At 68.8% G+C, this 19,578-nt stretch carries 16 protein-coding genes; 5 read left to right on the forward strand and 11 right to left on the reverse strand.

The annotated features are described in order from the left end of the window. Positions 1-77: 77 nt before the first annotated feature. The gene (locus ACLD0U_RS13895; RefSeq protein ID WP_410340975.1) at positions 78-2,951 is read right to left on the reverse strand and encodes an ATP-binding protein; all 2,874 of its coding nucleotides are present in this window, start codon (positions 2,949-2,951) and stop codon (positions 78-80) included. Positions 2,952-3,001: 50 nt separating this feature from the next. Continuing rightward, positions 3,002-3,253, reverse strand: coding sequence for a hypothetical protein (locus ACLD0U_RS13900; protein ID WP_222445064.1), 252 nt, complete (start codon positions 3,251-3,253; stop codon positions 3,002-3,004). Between the two features lie 265 nt (positions 3,254-3,518). Here ACLD0U_RS13900 and ACLD0U_RS13905 point away from each other — a divergent pair, with 265 nt between their 5' ends. The 3 genes from ACLD0U_RS13905 (at position 3,519) to ACLD0U_RS13915 (ending at position 6,812) form a co-directional block, all read left to right on the forward strand. Further along, entirely contained in the window at positions 3,519-4,829 is a 1,311-nt protein-coding gene (locus tag ACLD0U_RS13905; RefSeq protein WP_224818286.1) for an ABC transporter substrate-binding protein, read from the forward strand. A gap of 88 nt (positions 4,830-4,917) precedes the next feature. After that, on the forward strand, positions 4,918-5,901 hold the full coding sequence (locus tag ACLD0U_RS13910; protein WP_410340976.1) for a carbohydrate ABC transporter permease: 984 nt from the start codon (positions 4,918-4,920) through the stop codon (positions 5,899-5,901). 2 nt (positions 5,902-5,903) lie between these two features. Further along, the gene (locus ACLD0U_RS13915) at positions 5,904-6,812 is read left to right on the forward strand and encodes a carbohydrate ABC transporter permease (RefSeq protein ID WP_179409318.1); all 909 of its coding nucleotides are present in this window, start codon (positions 5,904-5,906) and stop codon (positions 6,810-6,812) included. A gap of 116 nt (positions 6,813-6,928) precedes the next feature. Here the strand turns inward: ACLD0U_RS13915 and ACLD0U_RS13920 are convergent, their stop codons facing one another. Together ACLD0U_RS13920 and ACLD0U_RS13925 are read right to left on the reverse strand one after the other, a co-directional pair. Next, the gene (locus tag ACLD0U_RS13920) at positions 6,929-7,915 is read right to left on the reverse strand and encodes a hypothetical protein (protein WP_410340977.1); all 987 of its coding nucleotides are present in this window, start codon (positions 7,913-7,915) and stop codon (positions 6,929-6,931) included. Between the two features lie 213 nt (positions 7,916-8,128). Then, on the reverse strand, positions 8,129-9,898 hold the full coding sequence (locus ACLD0U_RS13925; protein WP_410340978.1) for a glycoside hydrolase family 35 protein: 1,770 nt from the start codon (positions 9,896-9,898) through the stop codon (positions 8,129-8,131). Positions 9,899-9,986: 88 nt separating this feature from the next. On the opposite strand from ACLD0U_RS13925, the gene ACLD0U_RS13930 reads away from it, so the two are divergent. Next, positions 9,987-11,012: a LacI family DNA-binding transcriptional regulator gene (locus ACLD0U_RS13930; protein ID WP_206550694.1), complete on the forward strand. Its 1,026-nt coding sequence runs from the start codon at positions 9,987-9,989 to the stop codon at positions 11,010-11,012. A gap of 8 nt (positions 11,013-11,020) precedes the next feature. Here ACLD0U_RS13930 and putP read toward each other — a convergent pair whose 3' ends face one another. Further along, positions 11,021-12,535, reverse strand: coding sequence for a sodium/proline symporter PutP (putP, locus tag ACLD0U_RS13935; RefSeq protein WP_179409322.1), 1,515 nt, complete (start codon positions 12,533-12,535; stop codon positions 11,021-11,023). A 92-nt stretch (positions 12,536-12,627) separates the two neighbouring features. Between putP and ACLD0U_RS13940 the strand changes: the two genes are divergently transcribed. Next, complete coding sequence (locus ACLD0U_RS13940) at positions 12,628-13,293, forward strand: DNA alkylation repair protein (protein ID WP_410340979.1); 666 nt, start codon at positions 12,628-12,630, stop codon at positions 13,291-13,293. A 147-nt stretch (positions 13,294-13,440) separates the two neighbouring features. Here ACLD0U_RS13940 and ACLD0U_RS13945 read toward each other — a convergent pair whose 3' ends face one another. The 6 genes from ACLD0U_RS13945 to ACLD0U_RS13970 form a co-directional block, all read right to left on the reverse strand. Further along, a complete protein-coding gene (locus ACLD0U_RS13945) occupies positions 13,441-14,403 on the reverse strand; it encodes a siderophore-interacting protein (RefSeq protein WP_179409324.1) in 963 nt (320 codons plus the stop codon). After that, on the reverse strand, positions 14,393-15,205 hold the full coding sequence (locus ACLD0U_RS13950) for an ABC transporter ATP-binding protein (protein ID WP_315900744.1): 813 nt from the start codon (positions 15,203-15,205) through the stop codon (positions 14,393-14,395). Before ACLD0U_RS13950 ends, ACLD0U_RS13945 begins: the two co-directional genes overlap by 11 nt. Beyond that, entirely contained in the window at positions 15,202-16,245 is a 1,044-nt protein-coding gene (locus tag ACLD0U_RS13955) for an iron chelate uptake ABC transporter family permease subunit (RefSeq protein ID WP_206822720.1), read from the reverse strand. The genes ACLD0U_RS13950 and ACLD0U_RS13955 overlap by 4 nt, the downstream gene beginning before the upstream one ends. After that, positions 16,242-17,288, reverse strand: coding sequence for a FecCD family ABC transporter permease (locus tag ACLD0U_RS13960; RefSeq protein ID WP_410340980.1), 1,047 nt, complete (start codon positions 17,286-17,288; stop codon positions 16,242-16,244). The genes ACLD0U_RS13955 and ACLD0U_RS13960 overlap by 4 nt, the downstream gene beginning before the upstream one ends. A 46-nt stretch (positions 17,289-17,334) precedes the next feature. After that, a complete protein-coding gene (locus tag ACLD0U_RS13965; protein WP_410340981.1) occupies positions 17,335-18,402 on the reverse strand; it encodes an ABC transporter substrate-binding protein in 1,068 nt (355 codons plus the stop codon). A gap of 120 nt (positions 18,403-18,522) precedes the next feature. Continuing rightward, positions 18,523-19,545 (reverse strand): sensor domain-containing diguanylate cyclase, encoded by a 1,023-nt coding sequence (locus ACLD0U_RS13970; protein WP_179409327.1) that lies wholly within the window; start codon positions 19,543-19,545, stop codon positions 18,523-18,525. Between the last annotated feature and the right edge of the window lie 33 nt (positions 19,546-19,578).

Genomic DNA, 19,578 nt, shown 5'->3' on the forward strand with positions numbered 1-19,578 from the left:
ATGCGAGTGTGGTAACCCACATCCTTGCCGGAGGTCTTCTCTATGTCACGCGTTCACAACCTCCCGAGGAACTACAGCTAACGCTCGGCCGGCGCACCCTCACTGCGGTAGCGCGCAGCCGCCTCGGTGCGCGTCGCAGCGCCGAGCTTGCGCAGCACCGCCGACACATGCACGCTCACGGTCTTCACGCTGATGAAGAGACGCTCACCGATCTGCCGATTGCTGAGCCCCTCGGCCACCAGGGCGAACACCTGGTTCTCGCGCGCGGTGAGTGCCGCAAGCCCCGAGGCGGCAGCGTCGGTGAGCCCGGCCGCCTCGGCGAGTGCAGCCGCCTCGCGCTTCAGGCCCGCGTGCCCGTACCCGACCGCTCGCTCCTCGGCGTCGGCGAGCAGGGCGGATGCCTCGAGACGAGCGGGACGATCACCCGTGACGATCAGCGCGCGGGCGAGCTCGATGCGCGCGACCATCTGGAAGAGCACCGGCACGTCGCCACTGTCGGCGGCGGCCATCGCCGCGCGCCACGCCTCAGGAGCGCCCGAGAGCAGGGCATCCAGCACCTCGCACCAGGTGCGCGGACGCAACGCGGCGGGCAGGTGCTCCCACGATGCCCTCGTACGCTCCGCCAGCACGAGAGCCGCCGCCTCGTCCCCCTGGGCGCGCAGCCCGCTCACTGCACGACCCCCTTCGAGCAGCAGCCGCGGCTTCTGACCGAGATCGGCACCGGTGTCGGCGAGGATCTGCTCGAGAGTGCGCACGGCACCTGACACGTCCCCACGCGCCAGGGTCAGATCGAGTTCGGTGCGCCACAGCGAATAGCGCACCTGCCGCTCCGACTCGGCGATCTGATGCATATGAGGACGCCACTCGTCGAGCAGCAGATCAGCCTCGGCGAACCGCCCGCGCCACGCGAGTGCCCGCACACGGGTGGCCGTCGTGTACGTGCGGAAGATCCGATGCGTGCGCAGAGTGAGATCGGCGGCAAGCAGTTGCTCGACGCGCGCGATGTCACCGAGTTCGAGCAGGGGCTCGGCACGGTTCTGGGTGAGGATCGAGCCGCTCGTGCGCTCGACACCGAAGCGGCGGGCGTCTTCGACCCCACCCTGGGCGAGCCTCACAGCCTCGTCGAAGCGCCCCAGATTGGTCAGCGTGTCCGAGAAGTTGACCCGGTAGCGCAGCTGCGCCTCAAGGTTCGACGCGAGACTCCAGGCGAGCCGGAAGTCGGCCAGCCCCGTATCGACATCACCAAGGTGCACGCGACTGTTACCCCGCACGTTCGCCGCCATCGACATCCGCACCTCGTCGCCGGCGCGCTCAGCAACACCGAATGCCTCATCGGCCAGCCGCACGGCCTCTTCGAGTCGACCGACGATCATGTACCGGGCGGCGAGCAACGTGAGAAGCAGCGCATGAAGGCGGGGTTCGTCGACGGCGCGGGCCTCATACTCGGACAGCGCCTGCTGCAGCGCCTCGATCTGCTGAGGTTTGCCGAGGCTGGTGAGATACATGCTCCGGTCACGCAGCAGGCGCACGAGCACTCCGGGGTCGACCGTCTGCGCGTCGACCTCGTCGAGGGCGATGTCCACCACCATCAGCGCGCGATCACCGTCTCCGGCGTTGCGCAGGATCGACCCGAGGCGCGCCAGCAGGGCGATGTGATCGATGCCGGTTGCCTCGCCCGCATCGGGCACCTGGTCCCACAGCTCCAGGGCGAGTTCGCCGTAGCGCGCCGCCGTCGAGAAGGCGAAGCTGCTCCGCGAGCGCTCCATCGCACCGATAGCCGCGATCAGCGCACGGCGCGGGTCACGCGCCTGGTGCCAGTGGTACGCGAGCGCGGATTCCTGGCATCCGCTGCCCTCCTGCACGCGACGCTCGAGCACCTCGGCGAAGGCGCGGTGCAACCGCGCACGTTCGCCGGGCAGCAGGTCCTCATGCACCGCCTCGCGCAGCAGCGCGTGCCGGAAACCGTACGTGTCGTCGGCACGCACCGCGAGGATCGCCATGTTCGCCGCTTCTCGGATGCCCTCATCGAGCCTGTCATCGGGCAGTTCGGCCAGGGTCGTGAGCAGATCATGGTCGATCGGGGCGTCCGACCCCGACACCGTGCGCACCACTCGCCGTGCATCATCGCCGAGCGCGTCGTACCGGGCCAACAGCACCTCGCGCAACGTCTCGGGAATCGGCCCGATGGCGTTGCACGAGAGCTCCTCGACGAAGAACGGCACACCTTCGGCCCGCTCCCGCACCCGTTCGAACACGCCATCGTCGATGGGACCGACGAGGGCCTCGACGAGCGTGCGCACTTCGACATCGGTGAGCCGTTGCAGCGCGACCCGCTCCATCAGCCGCGCACGCTCGACCTCGGCGAGGAACACCCGCACGGCCGACCCCCGACGCACCTCGTCGACGCGACAGGTCAGCACGAACAGCACCCGCGCATCGGCGAGCGCGCGCAGCAGGTACGAGAGCATCGCCAGGGTGGCGTCGTCGGCCCAGTGCAGGTCCTCGACGATCACCACGACCGGCCTGACCGCCGCGGCAGCCTCGAAGAGCGTGACGATCGCCTCGCGCAGGGCCTCGGGCGAGGTCTGCGCACGGTCGATCGGGCCGTCACCCAGTTCGGGCAGCAGCAGCCGCAACGCGGCTCGCGCCGGCCCTGCCGCCGCCGCCGTCGGATCGTCGAGAGCCTCGAGGACTCCCCGCAGGATGCCCGGAAGCGGCCCGTACGGCGAGGGCGCGACCCCCGAGTCCAGACACCAGCCGATCACGACGTCGAGGTCGCCGTCCCACCGGCCACGGAACTCCCGCAGAAGACGGCTCTTGCCAATGCCCGCCTCACCAGAGACCAGCACCGCGCCGCCCGCTCCACTGCGCGCGCGCTGCAGGGCGGCGTCGAGTCGGCGCGATTCGGCGTCGCGCCCCACCATGTCGGCGCTCGGTGCGATGACGGCCATGAGTTCATCGTGCCACCGAGCGCCGACACCGCGGACCCTTTCCGACGAGCTCATAGGGCCTCGGCGGCGGTGCGGCCGGGCGCGCACGCGCGCGCGTCGATCACGGCGGGCGCGGCTACGGTCGCGTCGGCGGTTGCCTTGCCGGGCGCGAACGAGCCCCGCAGCAGGCGACGCACGAAGGTGCGACGCGGCGCGATCCGCTCGGGGTGCTCGCGTGCGATGCGGGCCCGCTCCAGCAACACGTCGCGTCGCTCGCTGTCGATCGTCGCCACGCGCTGGTGCAGATAGATCGTGTCGTACATGGTTGCTCCTCTCGACGACGCTGTCCACGTTCCTCGCTGAGGCACGCCCGACGCATCGGACAGGTGCCCTATTCCGCGCACGCGCCACCTCAGATCCCGACGCTGAAGACTCGATGTGAGCGTTACCTAGAAACTTCTGGTAGGTGGGTTTTCCCCATACATCTCGGTTTGTGAGCGCAAACACTCTGGTGTTTAAATGACCACGGAGGCCCCGCGCGCGGGCGCATCCGCCCCTACCCCTACGCACTCACCGGAGAGCACAGCAATGGCATCCACGTCTCGAATCACCCGCACCGCCGCCGTCGTCACAGTCGGCGCTCTGTCCGCCTTCGGCCTGGCCGCGTGCAGCAGCGAATCCGGCGGCGCATCCGCCGGCGACGAGCCGATCACGATCGAGTACATGCACCGCCTGCCCGACGGCGAGGGCATGACGTCCGTCAACGAGATCGTCCAGCGCTGGAACGACGAGAACCCGAACATCCAGGTCAAGACCACGAAGTTCGACGGCGCGGCGACCGACATGATCCTCAAGCTCGAGACCGACGTCAAGGCCGGGAACGCCGCCTGCCTGGCGCAGACCGGGTACTCCGAGGTGCCGCAGCTGTTCGTCAAGGGCCTGCTCGAAGACGTCGCAGACGAGGCGACCACGTACGAGGACAACTACTCGGCAGGAGCCTTCAGCGGCATGCGCGTCGGCGACGCCATCGTCGGCCTTCCGCAGGACGTGGGCCCCCTGGTCTACTTCTACGACGAGGCCGCCTTCGCCGAGCTCGGTCTCGACGTGCCGACCACCGTCGACGAGCTCACCGCCGGTTCGGCAACGGCAGCGGCGGCCGGCAAGTACGCCACCGCCTTCACCCCCGATGAGGCCCACAACTGGCTCGCCGCGCAGTCGGCCGCGGCCGGCGACACCTGGTTCGGCACCGAGGGCGACGCGTGGACCGTCAACGCCCAGGGTGCGGGCTCCGAGACGGTCGCCGCCTTCTGGCAGGACCTCCTCGACAACGACCAGACCCTGGCCACCGAGCGCTGGGGCGAAGCCTTCACCGCTGCCCTGAACGACGGCACGCTGATCGGCCACATCGGCGCGGCCTGGGAGGCAGGCTTCCTGCTCGACTCGCTCGACGGCACCGACGCCGAAGGCACCTGGCGCGTCGCACAGCTGCCCGACTTCGGCGCCGGAGCGCTCAGCGGCCCCGACGGCGGCTCGGGCGTCGCCGTGCTGAAGGGCTGCGAGTACCCGGCCGAGGCCATGCAGTTCAACGACTGGTTCAACACCCAGATCGATGACCTCGCCTCGCAGGGCCTGGTGGTCGCCGCCCAGGGCGAGGTGAAGACGCCCGAGAAGATGCTCCGCCAGTTCGGTGGCCAGGACGTCATGGCCGAGCTCGCCACCGCCACGGCCAACATGAACCCGGACTTCCCGTACGCCCCCGGCTTCTCGACGCTGTCGAAGATGAACGAGACGGCCGCCGCGGCAGCCACGGGCGGCGCTCAGGTCGCCGACATCTTCGCCACAGCTCAGGACAGCGCCGTGACCGCGCTGACCGACCTCGGCCTTCCGGTCGCCGACTGATCGCGAATCGCGACAACACATGATGCCGACGGCGGAGGGCACCCCCGGGCCCTCCGCCGTCGCTGTGAGTAGTAAGGACGCACCAGCCGTGACCGTTACCCTCAGTGCTACGCGCAACGCCGGGCCGCAGCCCGGCGGAAACCCGGATATCCTCCATCCGCGCAGACGACGAGGCAAGGGCATCCGTCGTGAAGGACTCACGGGCTGGCTGTTCCTGCTGCCCTTCGCGATCCTGTTCGCGGTCGTCTTCCTCGTGCCGATCATCGTCTCGATCCGCTCGGCGTTCTACAGCCAGATGCCCGCCGGCGGAGGGCTCTACGGCGGCGGCGAACTGGTCGACACCTTCGTCGGCTTCGATAACTTCGCCCTTGCCATCGGCAACAGCGCCTTCTGGATCGGCATGGGCCGCGTCGTGCTCTACGCGGCGTTCCAGATCCCGGTGATGATCATCGTGGCGCTGGCCCTGGCGCTGCTGCTGGACTCGTTCATCGTGCGTCGGCCGGCGCTGTTCCGACTGTCGTTCTTCCTGCCCTACGCCGTGCCGGGCGTGATCGCCGCGATGATCTGGCTGTACCTGTACACGCCAGAGGTGTCGCCGTTCATGGACTACCTGCCCGCCGGCACCGACTTCATGGCACCGAGCACGATCCTGCTGTCGATGGCGAACATGACCACGTGGACGTACACCGGCTACAACATGCTGATCTTCCTGTCGGCGCTCCAGGCGATCCCGCGCGACCTGTATGAGGCCGCCCGGCTCGACGGCGCCACCGGCTTTCAGATCGCCACGCGCATCAAGGTGCCGATGGTGCGCGGTGCCGCGCTGCTGGCCGTGCTGCTGTCGATCATCGGCACGATCCAGCTCTTCAACGAACCGGTGATCATGGAGGGCGCCAACTCGTGGATGGGCAAGGACTTCACGCCCATGATGCTCACGTACAACTCGATGATGGGTGAGATCTCGCCCTCGGGCAGCGGCCCCGCCTCGGCATACTCCCTGCTGATGGCCGTCATCGCCGGTGCGCTCGCAATCGTCTACGCGCTGCTGCAGCGCCGTAAGGGAGATGCATGATCATGGCATCCACGACTCTCACAACCGTTCCCCGTCGCGCACGCAAGCCCCGCGGCGCCGATGAGCCGCCCCGCTCGATCGCGCCGACGCCGCTGGCCCGCACGCTCGGCGTCATCGTCCTCGTCGTGGCAATGCTGTACTTCCTGGTACCGGTGTTCTGGCTGATCGTCGCCTCCACCAAGGACAACGCCGACCTCACCTCGTCGTTCGGGTTCTGGTTCGCCGACTGGAACCTGCACACCAACTACGACAGCCTCATGGGCTGGACGCAGGGCCTGTTCTGGCGCTGGGTGGCCAACTCGATCCTGTACTCGGTCAGCGCCGGCGTGATCGGCACGCTGTTCGCCGTGATGGCCGGCTACGCGATCGCGAAGTTCGCGTTCCCTGGCAAGAAGATCGCGGTCGGCGTCATCATGGCCGGCCTGCTGCTGCCGGTGGCGCTGCTCACTGTGCCGCTGTACATCGAGTTCAGTGCGCTCGGGTTGACCAACACGATCTGGGCGATCATCATCCCGTCGGCCGTCTCGCCGTTCGGGGTCTTCCTGGGCATGGTGTTCGCGCAGTCGTCGGTTCCGACCGAGCTGCTCGAAGCCGCACGGATCGACGGCGCCAGTGAGGCGCGCATCTTCTTCACGATCGTGCTGCGTCTGCTGAGCCCGGCCATGGTGACGATCTTCCTGTTCATCTTCGTGGCCACGTGGAACAACTTCCTGCTGCCGCTGATGATGGTCTCGAGCCCCGAGCTCAAGCCCGTCACGCTGGGCCTGTACGGCATGATGAGCTACTTCTCGCCTGACAAGGGCGCGGTCATGCTCGGCGCGCTGCTCGGGGTCATCCCGCTGGTGATCCTGTTCTTCACGCTGCAGCGCTACTGGCGCAGCGGCCTGGCCGCCGGCGCCGTGAAGGGCTGACCCGCGCGCTCGTCGCGCTCGCGCGCGCCGCGCCGCGCTCGTCGCCCTCCGCTGAGAAACCACTTCCCGTCTGAGAAATCACGCGGGAGGTGGTTTTTCGTACGGGAAGTGGTTTCTCAGCGAGAGGCTCGGACCGTGCGTGGGGAGTATGACGAGAGAGTGGTCAGGAACGTGAAGTGGGGAGCGTACGGTCGTCGGATGCCGGCGGCTCGCAGCGCCCGAACGAGAGGATCCACCCGCCACGCCTCGGCCAGATCCCACCGAGCGAACGGATGCCCGTAGCGCCGCAACCGGTCCTCCCGGCGCTTCTCATCAGCCAGGCGCCGCGCCGCGGCAGCCGGATCTGCCAGTGCGTACTTCTCCCACCCGTCGACCTCGCCGATGGCATCCGATTCGGGAAAGTGGAAGTCGACCCGATCGCGGTGTCCCTCGTACCGGAACGTGCGCTGCAGCACCGGCCGTGGAAACCCCGCCCACTCGATCACCGCCCGGCTGACGCTTTCGGCCGGCGATTCGGCGGCCCCGTCGGCGAACTCCCAGAGCCACCGCAGGTGCACGCGGCCTCGACGAGCGCGCTGCGACGCCGCCCGCGCCGACAGTTCGGGCAGGGCCTGCGAGCCGCCCTGCACGGAAGAGATCGACGCGTCGACCACGGCGAGGGCCTGGGCGGGCGGCAGCACGCGGGCGAGATCGACGACGGTGTCGGTCATCGTCGTCACGAGGATGCCATCGACCGACGTCACTGCGCGAGGATCGTCGCTGGTGTGCACGGCAACGTCGCCGAAGCGCCGGGATGCCGCGCGATCCGGATCGTAGACGTGGATGTCGCGGGCCTCACCGAACGTCGGCAGGCCGAGCACGACCGCCGCGGATTCGAGGCAGAGCACCGCCGACGGATGCCGCCGGGCGAACGCCAGCACCCGCACGGCGTACCGCTCCCAGGGCTTCAGCGCATCGTAGGCGGCGCCATCGACATACACGCCCTTGCGGATGCGACGGTGCGTCGCCCGCGAGACGGACTTCCCGAGCATCCGCGCTTCTTCGATGAGGAGCAGCGGCAACGGTGAAACGGTGACGGCACGGTCGACGAGTTGGAACGGCATCCGACGATGATGGCGGGTCACGGGCATCCGAAACCCGCCTGTGGAAAGTTCGCGTCCCTCTCCCCCACCCCCTGTGGACAACTCCCTCCCCGCCGCGACCCCTCGTCCCCCTCGCCCCGCCCCCTGCCCGTGAAAAACCACTTCCCGTCTGAGAAATCACGTGTGGCGTGGTTTCTCGAACGGGAAGTGGTTTCTCAACGGAAGAGCGGCGCGTCAGCTGCCGATGAACTCCTCGACGGGGCCGAAGGCGGGCTGTTCGCGGATCTCGACGGTGGCGCCGAGGCAGTCGGTGTCGAGCACGACGATCTCGTTGGTGCCCGCGTGCCAGAGGGGCGCCGGGGCGTACAGGGTCTCCTGAGGGCCCCGCTCCCAGTAGCGGCCGAGCAGGAAGCCGTTCAGCCACACCATACCCTTGGCCCCGCCGGGGAACGCGAGCCACGCATCGGCGACATCGGTCACATCGAAGGTGGCTGCAGCGAGGCCGGCGGCATCGGCCGCACCGCCGGCATCCGCACCCGCACCCGCACCCGACGGCGCGGCGTCGCCGAGCACCCGGTGGTCCCAGCCATGCACGTAGCGGCGGCCGTTGATGACGACGCCCTGCAGAATGCCCTTGGCCTCGCCCGTGAACGGGCCGTAGTTGATGCGCCCCAGGCTCTCGACGATGATCGTCAGGCGTCCGCTGCCGCCGTCTGCGGGCAGCGCAAGGGTGTGCTCACCGTCGTGCTCGAACGTGCCCAGGCGCACGTCGTCGAGGTAGAGCGTGGCGCGGTCGCGCAGCCCGAGAATGCCGACCGTCGCGCCCTCGGGGTAGGTGATGTCGGCCTCGTAGGCGACGAGCCCGTCTTCGGCGCCGAGCGCCTCGAACGTCAGCGGCACCGGTGCGTGCGCCGTCACCGGCACGGCGCGGACGATGTCGAGCAGGGTCGCCTGCGTCGCCAGGGGTGCGGATGCCGCAGACTGGCGCCGTGGAGCGTCGGGCACCGCGGGCAGTTCGCCGTCGTGGAACGGGGCGAAGGCCGCGCGCAGCGCGTGGAACTTGTCGTTCAGCGTGCCGTCTTCACCGATCGGGGCGTCGGAGTCGTAGCTGGTGACGGTCGGCTGGATGAGGCCGTCGTGGTTCGCGCCGGCCCACAGCCCGAAGTTGGTGCCGCCGTGTGCCATGTACATGCTGACCGATCCGCCGGCCTGCAGAAGCTCGTCGACGGTGGCGATCATGCTGTCTGCCGAGCGTACGTGGTGCTGCTCGCCCCAGTGGTCGAACCAGCCACCCCACAGCTCGCTGCACATCAGGTGCTCGTCGTCGCGGCGCAGCTCGACGGCGGCCGGCACGCCGGTGCCGAAGGTGAACGTGCCCATGGCGCCCGGCGTGCTGCCGTTGCGCACCATGTCGGCGGTGGTGCCGTCGGCCGTGGTGAGCAGTTCGACCATGCCGCGCCGGGTGAGCGCGTCGCGCAGGTGCGCCATGTAGTCGGCGTCACTGCCGTAGGACCCGTATTCGTTCTCGACCTGGATCAGGCGGATGGGCCCGCCGTGGGCGGCCTGCAACGGCACGAGCTGCGGGATCAGCTGGTCGTACCAGGCATCGACCGCGGCGAGGAACTCGGGGTCGATCGTGCGCAGGGCGCGGGTGCGCCCCGAGAGCCAGAACGGGATGCCACCGTTCGACCATTCGGCGCAGATGTAGGGGCTGGGGCGCACGAAGACGTCCAGGCCGACGTCGCCGGCGATGCGGATGAAGCGGGCGACGTCGCGCCAGCCCGAGAAGTCGTATTCGCCCTCGACGCGCTCGTGGAAGTTCCAGGCGATGTAGGTGTCGACGGTGTTCGCGCCCATCGCAGCCAACCGGCGCAGGCGGTCTTCCCACTGATCCGGGTGCACACGGAAGTAGTGCACCGCGCCGGACAGGATGCGGTGCGGCTTGCCGTCGCGCAGGATCTCGCCGTCGCGCCAGACGAGCGACGGGGATACGGAGGTGGACATGAATCTCCCTTGAAGACGATGTTTGCGCTCTCATTGTGGCATCCACCGGGCGAACCGGCCAATCCTGAACGGTCGCTAACATGAGCACATGTCTCCGCGTCACCCTTCCGAAGATCGCGCACCCAACCAGGTCGACGTCGCCCGCATGGCCGGGGTCTCGACGCAGACCGTCTCGCGGGTGATGTCGGGGCAGCAGAACGTGCGCCCCGAGACCGCCCGACGCGTGCTCGCCGCCGTCGAAGAGCTCGGCTATCGGGTGCACGCGGCCGCGGCATCACTGGCATCCGGCCGGTCGCGCATCCTGGGCGTCATCGTCGTCTCGACCGACCGCTACTCGACCGCCGCGGTCGGCGTCGGCATCGAGCAGGCCGCCGCTGCCCACCGCTACACCGTGACCACCGCCTCGGTCGCCGATCACGCCTCGCCCGAGGCGTTCATCGAGGCGTTCGACCGCCTCGAACGGCAGGGCGCCGAAGGTATCGTCCTCGGCGTCCCCGTCGAACTCGACAGCCCGGCGATGCGACTGCGCACCGACCGGACCCCGTCGACGCGCAACGAGCGCGCCTCGGTCGATCCGGATGCGCCTCTGCTGCTCGACCAGCATGCGATCGCGCGGCTCGCCGTCGAGCACCTGCTCGATCTCGGCCACAAGACCGTCTGGCACGTACCCGGTGACGAGTACTGGCTCGAGACGCAGCAGCGCCAAGAGGCGTGGGAACAGGTGCTCACCGAGCGCGGCATCACTCCGCCACCGGTCATCGCCGGTGACTGGACGCCGGAGTCGGGTTACCGCGCCGGGCGCATCATCGCCTCGATCCCCGACGCCACAGCAGTGTTCGTCTCGAGCGATGAGATGGCGTTCGGGCTGATCCGCGCCTTGCACGAGGCGGGGCGCAGCGTGCCCGAGGACGTCTCAGTGGTCAGCGTCGACGACATCGCGCTGGCCGGCTTCGCGTCACCAGCCCTGACCACGGTCCGCCAGCCCTTCGAGCAGATGGGGCGTGCGGCGGCGCTGCGACTCATCTCGCAGCTGGAAGGCACGGACGTGACGGATGCCGTCGACGTACGACCGGAACTGGTCGTACGCGCGTCGACGGCTCCGCCACGCCCGTAGCATCCGACTCAGGGCATGTCGCCGACCGCGTGCGGACGCGGCAGCGTGAGCATCGTCCCGGTGTCGGTGAACTCCTTCTCGATCTCGTCGTTCTTGCGGTAGGTGAGCAGGCTCACCACGACCGCAACAACGAGCGCGAGCACGAACGCCGGCAGCAGCTCGTAGAGGCCGGTGTCAAGCGCCTTCCAGATGAACACCGTCGCGGCTCCCACGAACATGCCCGCCAGGGCGCCCCAGTTGGTCAGGCGGCGCCAGAACAGGCTGAGCAGGATCAGCGGACCGAACGCGGCACCGAATCCGGCCCACGCGAACGAGACCAGCTCGAGGATGGTGTCGTTCGGGGTGAACGCGAGCAGCATGGCGATCAGGCCGATCACCAGCACGGTCGCACGTCCCATCAGCACGAGCGTCTTCGGCTTCGGCGCGTCCTTGCGGACGACCTTGAACAGGTCCTCGACCAGCGCCGACGACGACACGATCAGCTGGCTGGAGATCGTGCTCATGATCGCGGCCAGCACGGCGGCCAGCACGAGACCCGCGATGAACGGGTGCAGCAGCGTCTGCGACATCACCAGCACGACCGTCTCGGGGTCGGCGAGGTCGATGCCCTTGGCCGCCATGTAGGCGATACCGACCAGACCCGAGATGATCGCGCCGAAGAGCGAGATCACCATCCACGACATGCCGATGCGACGGGCGCTCTTGGCCTCCTGCGGCGAGCGCAGCGCCATGAACCGCACGATGATGTGCGGCTGCCCGAAGTACCCCAGGCCCCAGGCGAGCGACGACACGATCGCCAGGATCGTGGCGCCGGTGATGGCCGTGCCGCCGAACCACGAGAGGTGCCCGTCGCCGGTGTTCGCCGCGATCAGGCTGGTGGTCTCGTCGATACCGCCGATGGCGATGACCGCCGCGATCGGCACGACGATCAGCGCGATGATCATCATCACGCCCTGCACGACGTCGGTGAACGAGGCCCCCAGGAACCCGCCGAAGAGGGTGTACAGCAAGGTGATCACACCGATCAGCACCACGCCGAACAGGTACTCACCGCCGAACGAGCTCTCGAAGAACACGCCCGCGGCGACCATACCGGCCGAGATGTACAGGGTGAAGAACACCAGGATGACGATGCCCGAGAGAATACGCAGCAGGCGCGTGTTGTCGCGCAGGCGGTTCTCGAAGAAGCTCGGCACGGTGATCGAGTTGCGCGAGACCTCGGTGTAGGCGCGCAGTCGCGGGGCGACCAGCAGCCAGTTGAGGTACGCACCGATCGTCAGACCGATGGCGATCCACGCCTCGATCAGGCCGGTCAGGTAGATCGCACCGGGCAGACCCATGACGAGCCAGCCCGACATGTCGGAGGCGCCGGCGCTGAGTGCCGCGACCCACGGCGGCAGATTCCTCCCGCCGAGCATGTAGTCCTCGTGGTCATCGGTTCGCCGATAGGCGATGTAGCCGATGAAGAGCATTGCCGCGAAGTAGAGAGCGAGCGCAGCATAAGTGAAGATCTGGTCGGACATCGACGTCCCTCCTGCGGTGGCGGTCACCGCGGTCTTACCGATTCTAGAAAACCGGGGCCACTTCTGCCAACAGCACGCCTACCATGATGAGCATGTCGACCATGACTGCAACTGATGCCTTGGCAGAAATCGCTGCACTCGAAGACCCCACTGCGCGTGCCGTCAATGAGCGGCACGGCGACGCCCACGGGGTGAATCTGGCCAAACTGCGAGCACTGGCCAAGCGGGTGGGCATGGACACCGATCTGGCTCGCGAACTGTGGGCGAGTGACGACGTCGCGGGGCAGCTGCTCGGCGTGCTGATCAGCAAGCCACGCGAGCTGTCTGTCGCCGACGTGGATCGGATGCTGCGCAGCACGCGTTCGGCAAAGGCGCACGACTGGCTGGTCAACTACATCGCCAAGAAGTCACCCCACGCCGAGGCGTTGCGGGAGCGGTGGTTCGATGACGCGGATGCCGATGCGCGCGCCGCGGCCTGGTCACTCACCACGGCGCGCGTGGTCAAGAAGCCCGAGGGGCTCGACCTGGACGCGCTGCTCGACCGCATCGAGCGCGAGCTGAAGGATGCTCCGTCGCGCGAGCAGTGGGCGATGAACGAGACCCTCGCGCAGATCGGCATCCAGCATCCGACGTACCGCGAGCGCGCCCTCGAAATCGGCAACCGCCTGCAGGTGCTCGCCGACTACCCGACCCCGCCGAACTGCACCTCGCCGTTCGCTCCGGCGTGGATCGCCGAGATGGTGCGGCGCCAGGGCTGAGCCCGGGCATCCGCTCGCACCCGGGCATCCGCTCCCACCCGGGCATCCGCTCCCACCTCCCCAGAACAGGACAAATCCCGAAAACAGGACGGATGCCACAGATCCGTCCTGTTCTCGGTAACGAGCCTGTTTTCGGAGACGCCGCCCTCAGCCGCGCATGGCGACGCCGCGGCGCCAGTAGCCCATGAATGCGACCTGGGCACGGTCGATGCCGAGCCCCTTCACGAGGTGTCGGCGCAGGGTCGTGACGACGCCGCTCTCGCCGGCGATCCAGAAGTAGCGCTCGGCGGTCGCCGTATCCGCGGCGTTGATCCTCTCACCTGATCCCGAGTACACGGGCGTCTCCCACACCAGATCCTCGCCCTCGGCGTCCTGCACGACGATCGCGTCGCCCGTGGACTCGCCCAGGTAGTCGAGCACGGTCGGGATCACCCGCAGACCATGTGCGGCATCGCCGCGGGGCAGCCAGTGCACCTCGACGCCCTTCGGCGCGTCGATCGCGAGTTCGTCGGCAGCCTGCGGCACCTCGATGAAGGCGATGCCGCGCAGGTCGCGCGGGGCGTCTTCGAGGATGCGCGCGATCGCCGGCGCCGCCGTCTCGTCACCGACCAGGCAGACCTGCGCCGCATCACCAGGGGCGTACTCGATGCCGCCGCGGTCGGGGCGCCCCCGGCGCGGACCGGCCATCAGCACCGCATCACCCGGCGCCGCGGTGCTCGCCCACAGAGACGCCGGACCGGTCAGGCCGGGCTCCAGGTGCAGCACGAAGTCGACGACGATCTCGGTGCCGTCTGGACCGACCCGCAGGTCGCGCACCGAGTACGTGCGCATCGACCCGCGCTCGGCCTCGGGCACGGCCAGGTAGGCGCCCCACCAATCGTCGTCGTCGCGATCGACCGGCGGGAGGATGCCCGATGCCGGCGGGAAGACGAGCTTGATCCGCACGTCGAAGACATCTCCCGGCGTACCGAACTCGTCGAGCTCATCACCGCCGAACGTGATGCGCACGAAGCTCGGCGAGACGCGTTCGACCGTCTTCACCTCGGCGAGGCCGAGCACGAAGGAGGGCCGCGTGCGGGTGGCGGTGGGCGCGTTCGTTTCAGAGGACATGGTGCCTTCCCATCGGTGTGATCATCGGTTTTCCTGAGGCGGGATCCGCGGTGACGACATTGGCCATCCCGAAGACCTCCTCGACGAGTTCGCTGGTGAGGATCTGCTCGGGCGCACCGCAGGCGTGCACCCGCCCCGCTCTCATCGCGACGAGCTCATCGGCGTAGCGCGCCGCGAGATTCAGGTCGTGCAGCACCATCACGATCGTCGTGCCGCGCGAGAGGCACAGATCGGTGAGCAGGTCGAGCAGGTCGACCTGGTGGGCGACGTCGAGAAACGTGGTCGGTTCGTCGAGCAGCAGAATGTCGGTCTCCTGCGCGAGGGCCATCGCGATCCAGACGCGCTGGCGCTGCCCGCCCGAGAGTTCGTCGATGCTGCGGTCGGCGAGGTCGGCGATGCCGGTGGCCTGCAGAGCGTCGGCGACCACTTCGTAGTCGTGGGCGGTCCAGCGCGCGAGCGCCTTCTGGTGCGGGTGCCGCCCACGCCCGACGAGGTCGGCGACGGCGATGCCCTCGGGCGCCAGCGGCGATTGCGGCAACAGGCCGACGACGCGGGCGACCTCTTTGGTGTGCATGCTGCGCAGTGGCGCGCCGTCGAGGCGCACCTCGCCGGCATCCGGTCGCAGCAGGCGCGCCAGCGCACGCAACAGCGTCGACTTGCCACAGCCGTTCGCGCCGACGATCGCGGTGATGCGCCCCGGTGCGATGGCGAGATCGAGGTCGGCGATCACGGTGCGGTCGCCGTAGCCGAGGGTGACGCCCTCGGCGCTCAGCGTGTGATGCGGAATCGTGGGCTCGGTCACAGTGATCCTCCCGAGCGGTTGGTGCGGATGAGCAGGTAGATCAGGTAGGGGGCGCCGAGGATGCCGGTGATCACGCCGACCGGATAGCGCCCGTCGAGCGCGAACTGACCGATCAAGTCGGCGCCGAGCACGAGCAGCGCGCCCACCAGCGCCGATGGCACCAGCAGGTTCGCGCCGGGCCCGGTGATGCGGGCGGCGATGGGCCCCGACATGAAGGCGACGAAAGCGATCGGGCCGGCGGCGGCGGTCGCGAACGCCAGCAGCGCGACGGCGCCGATGATCAGCACGAGCCGGGTGGCCGACACGCGTACCCCGAGGGCTGCGGCCGAGTCGTCGCCGAGGCGCAGCACGCTCAGGCTGCGCTGGCGTAACAGCATCAGCGGGATGACGATCGCGCACACCGCCAGCAGCGGGGGCAGCCGCTCCCAGCTGGCCGAGTTGAGACTGCCGGTCAGCCACTGCATCGCCGACTGGATGTCCCAGTCGGCGGCGCGCGAGAGCTGGTATGAGATGACCGCCTGCAGCATCGCGGCGACGCCGATGCCGATCAGGATCAGCCGCACTCCCGAGAATCCGCCCTTGTACGAGAGCAGGTAGATCGCCAGAGCGGTCAGCAGCGCTCCGGTGAGAGCGAACAGCGACACGCCCGCTCCAGACAGCGAGAAGGCGACGATCCCCAGCACGGCCGCGGCGCTGGCGCCGGCGGTGATGCCGATGATGTCCGGGGATGCCAGCGGATTTCGCAGCATGGTCTGGAAGGTGATGCCCGCGATGCCGAATGCCGCTCCGGCGAGCACCGCCGTGATCGCGCGCGGCAGCCGCAGCTCGCCGACGGTGAACGATGCTCCGGCGACCTGCTCACCGCGGATCACCGCGAGCACCTGCTCGAGCGGGTAGAACGTGTTGCCGACCATCAGCGACACGGCGAAGAGGGCGAGCACGAGCGCGGCGAGCACGATGCTCGACACGGCATGCCGGCGCCGCCGACGTCGACGCCCCGCGATGACGGCCTGCGCGCCCGATGCAGCGACGACGTTCACAGTTCACGCACCTTCTGTCGGCGGACGATCCAGATGAACAGCGGGGCGCCGATGATCGCGGTGACGATCCCGACCTGGATCTCCTCGGTGGGTGAGACGACCCGACCGATCACGTCGCCGGCGACGAGCAGGGCGGCACCGGCCAACGCCGAGAACGGCAGCAACCACCGGTGGTCGGTGCCCACCAGTATCCGACACATGTGCGGCACGACGAGCCCGACGAAGCCGATCGGGCCGGCGATCGCCGTGGCGACGCCGGCGAGGATCACGGCCCCCAGCGCTGACAGCATCCGCGTGCGGGCGACGTTCTCACCCAACCCCGCCGCCATGTCGTCGCCGAGCGCGAGGGAGTTCATCCCACGTGCGCTCAGCACGCAGATCAGGGCGCCGAGGGCGAGCACAGGGGCGGCCATCGCCATGCGCGACCACTCCGCGCCTCCCACTCCGCCGACCTGCCAGGCCTGGAAGCTGCCGAGGATGTTGACCCGCGGCAACAGGATCGCGCTGATGAGCGACGCGAAGGCCGCCGAGGTGGCCGCGCCCGCCAGCGCGAGCTTCAGCGGGGTCGCTCCCCCACGGCCGAGCGAACCGACCAGGTAGACGAACACCGCCGCGAGCGCGGCACCCACGATCGCGAACCCCATGTAGCTGAGCGGATGCGTGATACCGACGAACGCGATGCCGATGACGATCGCGAGCGACGCGCCGTTGGTGACGCCGAGGATGCCCGGATCGGCGATCGGGTTGCGGGTGACGGCTTGCATGGTGGCCCCGGCGAGCGCGAGCGCGGCACCGACGAGGATGGCGAGCACCGTGCGTGGGATGCGCTTGACGACGGCGGCCTGCGAGACGGTGTCGGTGTGTCCGGCGAGGCCGGCCAGGATGTCGTCGATCGTCACCGAGCGCGATCCGAAGGCCACCGAGAGCGCGCAAAGCAACAGCAGGACGAGCACCCCGACGCCGAGCCAGCCGATGCGCACCAGTGTCGGGCGACGCAGGTCTGCGGCGCCCGACACAGCGGCGGGTGCGGCGGTCACGGTCATGATCTCGCTGTGCCTGTCGGATGCAGTCGGTTCGGGCGTTGCGGGGTCACTCGCCGGCGACGGCGTCGGCCAGCAGTGCGAAGTACTCGTCGATGCCCCAGCCGATCGACAGCGGCGAGGGGTTGGCCGAGGCGGCCAGCGGAGTGCTGTCCTGCAGGATGGCGATGTTGCCGGCGGCGACGGCCGGAATCTTCGACAGCAGCGGGTCTGCCTGCAGCGTGGCGATGGTCGAGTCGTCGCCGTAGCTGACGAACACATCGACGTCATCGAAGCGTTCGGCCTGCTCGGCGCTGACGGTCACGTAGAAGCCGTCGGTTCCCTCGGTGACCTCTTCGACGATGGCCGGGGTGGGCAGGCCGATACCCTCCAGGAAGCCCGGGCGGGTGTCGTGGCTGGTGTACACCCCGATCTGGCTGAGGTCGTTCATGTCGAGGTAGCTGAACAGCACCCGCGAGTCCTTGAGCGCACTGTTGGCATCGAGGGCCGTGGTGATCTGCGCCTGCAGGTCGTCGATGAGAGCGTCACCCTCGGCGGCGAGGCCGAGCGCCGCAGAGTTCATCTCGATCATCTGGTCGAGCGGAGTGGCCCAGGCAACCTCGGGGTAGGCGACGACGGGAGCGATCTTCGACAGCGTGTCGTACTCCTCCTGGGTCAGGCCCGAGTAGGCGGCCAGGATGACGTCGGGGTTCGTGTCGGCGACCGCCTCGTAGTCGATGCCGTCGGTCTCGTCGAACAGCACGGGCACCTCACCGGCGGCCGCGGCCTGCTCGTCGCCGATCAATGAGGTGTCGACGCCGAGCTCGGCGAGTTCGTCTTCGACCCAGGGCAGCACTCCATCGCCATCGTCATCGCCCCAGGTGGCCTTGCTCATGCCGACCGGCACGATGCCGAGCGCCAGCGGAACCTCGTGGTTCGACCAGGCGACGGTGGCGACGCGCGCCGGCGCGCTGTTGATGGTCGTCTCGCCGTAGACGTGCTCGATGGTGACCGGGAACGCGCCGGAGGAGTCCGCGCCGGCGATCGATTCCGGCGTGGTGGTGGCGGGCGAGCAGGCGACGAGGCCGGCGGCCACGGCCGCAACGGCTCCGAGGCCCATCAGACGGAAAATGTGCACGGGCGTCCCTTTCGGGTCGGGTTTCGGGAGGTGCCGGCAGAGGAGAACCGGCGAAGGCCTACTTTGGTAAGCCTCACCTAACCTAACACCATGGCGTCGAAACCGAAACGGCGCCCCCGCTCACTCCGATCGCTTGCGGTCGTACATCTGCGCATCCGCGCGGGCCAGCACGTCGTCGACCGATTCGCTCGGCAACGCCTGCACCACGCCCCACGACCACGGGTGCGATGCGAGCCCCCGCATGCGCCGCAGCACCACTCGGGCATCCTGCTCATCGGTCTCAGGAAGAAGTAACGCGAACTCGTCACCACCGAGCCGGCCCACCGTGTCAGAGGATCGGGACAGCGAGATCCACTGCGCGGTGAGCGTCTTGAGCAGGTCGTCCCCCGCTGCGTGGCCCGCGCCGTCGTTGATCTCCTTGAACTTGTCGAGGTCGATCAGCGCGATGCTGACCGGGCGGCGGTAGCGGTGCGCCCGGCGCAGTTCGCCCCGTGCCCGTCCGAGGAACCCACGCCGATTCAGCACGCCCGTCAGCTCATCGGTGTTGCTCTCCAGCCGCACCCGATGCCGCACGAAGAGCCCCGCCTCCAGGCACAACCAGGTGAACAGACCCGCCGAGATGATGTTCACCGGCCCGAGCAGCGCGGGTGCCTGATCGGCATCGGGGCCGGCGAACGGACCCGCCAGCATCGCCGCTCCCAGCAGTCCGAGGATGATCAGCCACCCGGGCCGCGCGAGACGGGCGCCGTAGAACCACGAGAAGTACATCGCCATGATCGGCGCCTCCTGCAGCGCGGCGATCGCGTTCTGCCGCTCATCCGAGAACCCCAGGTAGTAGACCGATACGCTCGTGTGCGCCACGACGAGCCCCAACCCCACCCATCGCGGCAGTTCCTTGCCACCGACGGCCACCAGAAGGGCGAACAGCAGACCGCCGGCGAAGATCGCGCACGACAGGACGACCTCGAACAGCGAGATGTCGTCCTCGAACAGCTCGGCCAACCCCAGCGCCGAGTACAGCAGCATGAGCGCGGCCGTCACGATCGAGTACGTGGAGGTGCGCCGCAGCATGCCGCGCATCACGTCCGAGCGCAGCCACCGCATCTCGTCGGCTTCTGGCAGGGCGATCCGGTGTGTGTCCATCAGTGTCTCCGCTCCCCGGGGGTAGACTGAATC

The organism is Microbacterium sp. 2216-1, from assembly GCF_046507855.1.
GTDB lineage: Bacteria > Actinomycetota > Actinomycetes > Actinomycetales > Microbacteriaceae > Microbacterium > Microbacterium esteraromaticum_C.

What these genes read in the sequence shown, in the direction of transcription:
- ACLD0U_RS13895 (WP_410340975.1), bottom strand. Translation starts at nt 2,951, where the DNA reads ATGGCCGTCATCGCACCGAGCGCCGACATGGTGGGGCGCGACGCCGAA.
- ACLD0U_RS13900 (WP_222445064.1), bottom strand. Translation starts at nt 3,253, where the DNA reads ATGTACGACACGATCTATCTGCACCAGCGCGTGGCGACGATCGACAGC.
- ACLD0U_RS13905 (WP_224818286.1), top strand. Translation starts at nt 3,519, where the DNA reads ATGGCATCCACGTCTCGAATCACCCGCACCGCCGCCGTCGTCACAGTC.
- ACLD0U_RS13915 (WP_179409318.1), top strand. Translation starts at nt 5,904, where the DNA reads ATGGCATCCACGACTCTCACAACCGTTCCCCGTCGCGCACGCAAGCCC.
- ACLD0U_RS13920 (WP_410340977.1), bottom strand. Translation starts at nt 7,915, where the DNA reads ATGCCGTTCCAACTCGTCGACCGTGCCGTCACCGTTTCACCGTTGCCG.
- ACLD0U_RS13925 (WP_410340978.1), bottom strand. Translation starts at nt 9,898, where the DNA reads ATGTCCACCTCCGTATCCCCGTCGCTCGTCTGGCGCGACGGCGAGATC.
- ACLD0U_RS13930 (WP_206550694.1), top strand. Translation starts at nt 9,987, where the DNA reads ATGTCTCCGCGTCACCCTTCCGAAGATCGCGCACCCAACCAGGTCGAC.
- putP (WP_179409322.1), bottom strand. Translation starts at nt 12,535, where the DNA reads ATGTCCGACCAGATCTTCACTTATGCTGCGCTCGCTCTCTACTTCGCG.
- ACLD0U_RS13940 (WP_410340979.1), top strand. Translation starts at nt 12,628, where the DNA reads ATGTCGACCATGACTGCAACTGATGCCTTGGCAGAAATCGCTGCACTC.
- ACLD0U_RS13945 (WP_179409324.1), bottom strand. Translation starts at nt 14,403, where the DNA reads ATGTCCTCTGAAACGAACGCGCCCACCGCCACCCGCACGCGGCCCTCC.
- ACLD0U_RS13960 (WP_410340980.1), bottom strand. Translation starts at nt 17,288, where the DNA reads ATGACCGTGACCGCCGCACCCGCCGCTGTGTCGGGCGCCGCAGACCTG.
- ACLD0U_RS13970 (WP_179409327.1), bottom strand. Translation starts at nt 19,545, where the DNA reads ATGGACACACACCGGATCGCCCTGCCAGAAGCCGACGAGATGCGGTGG.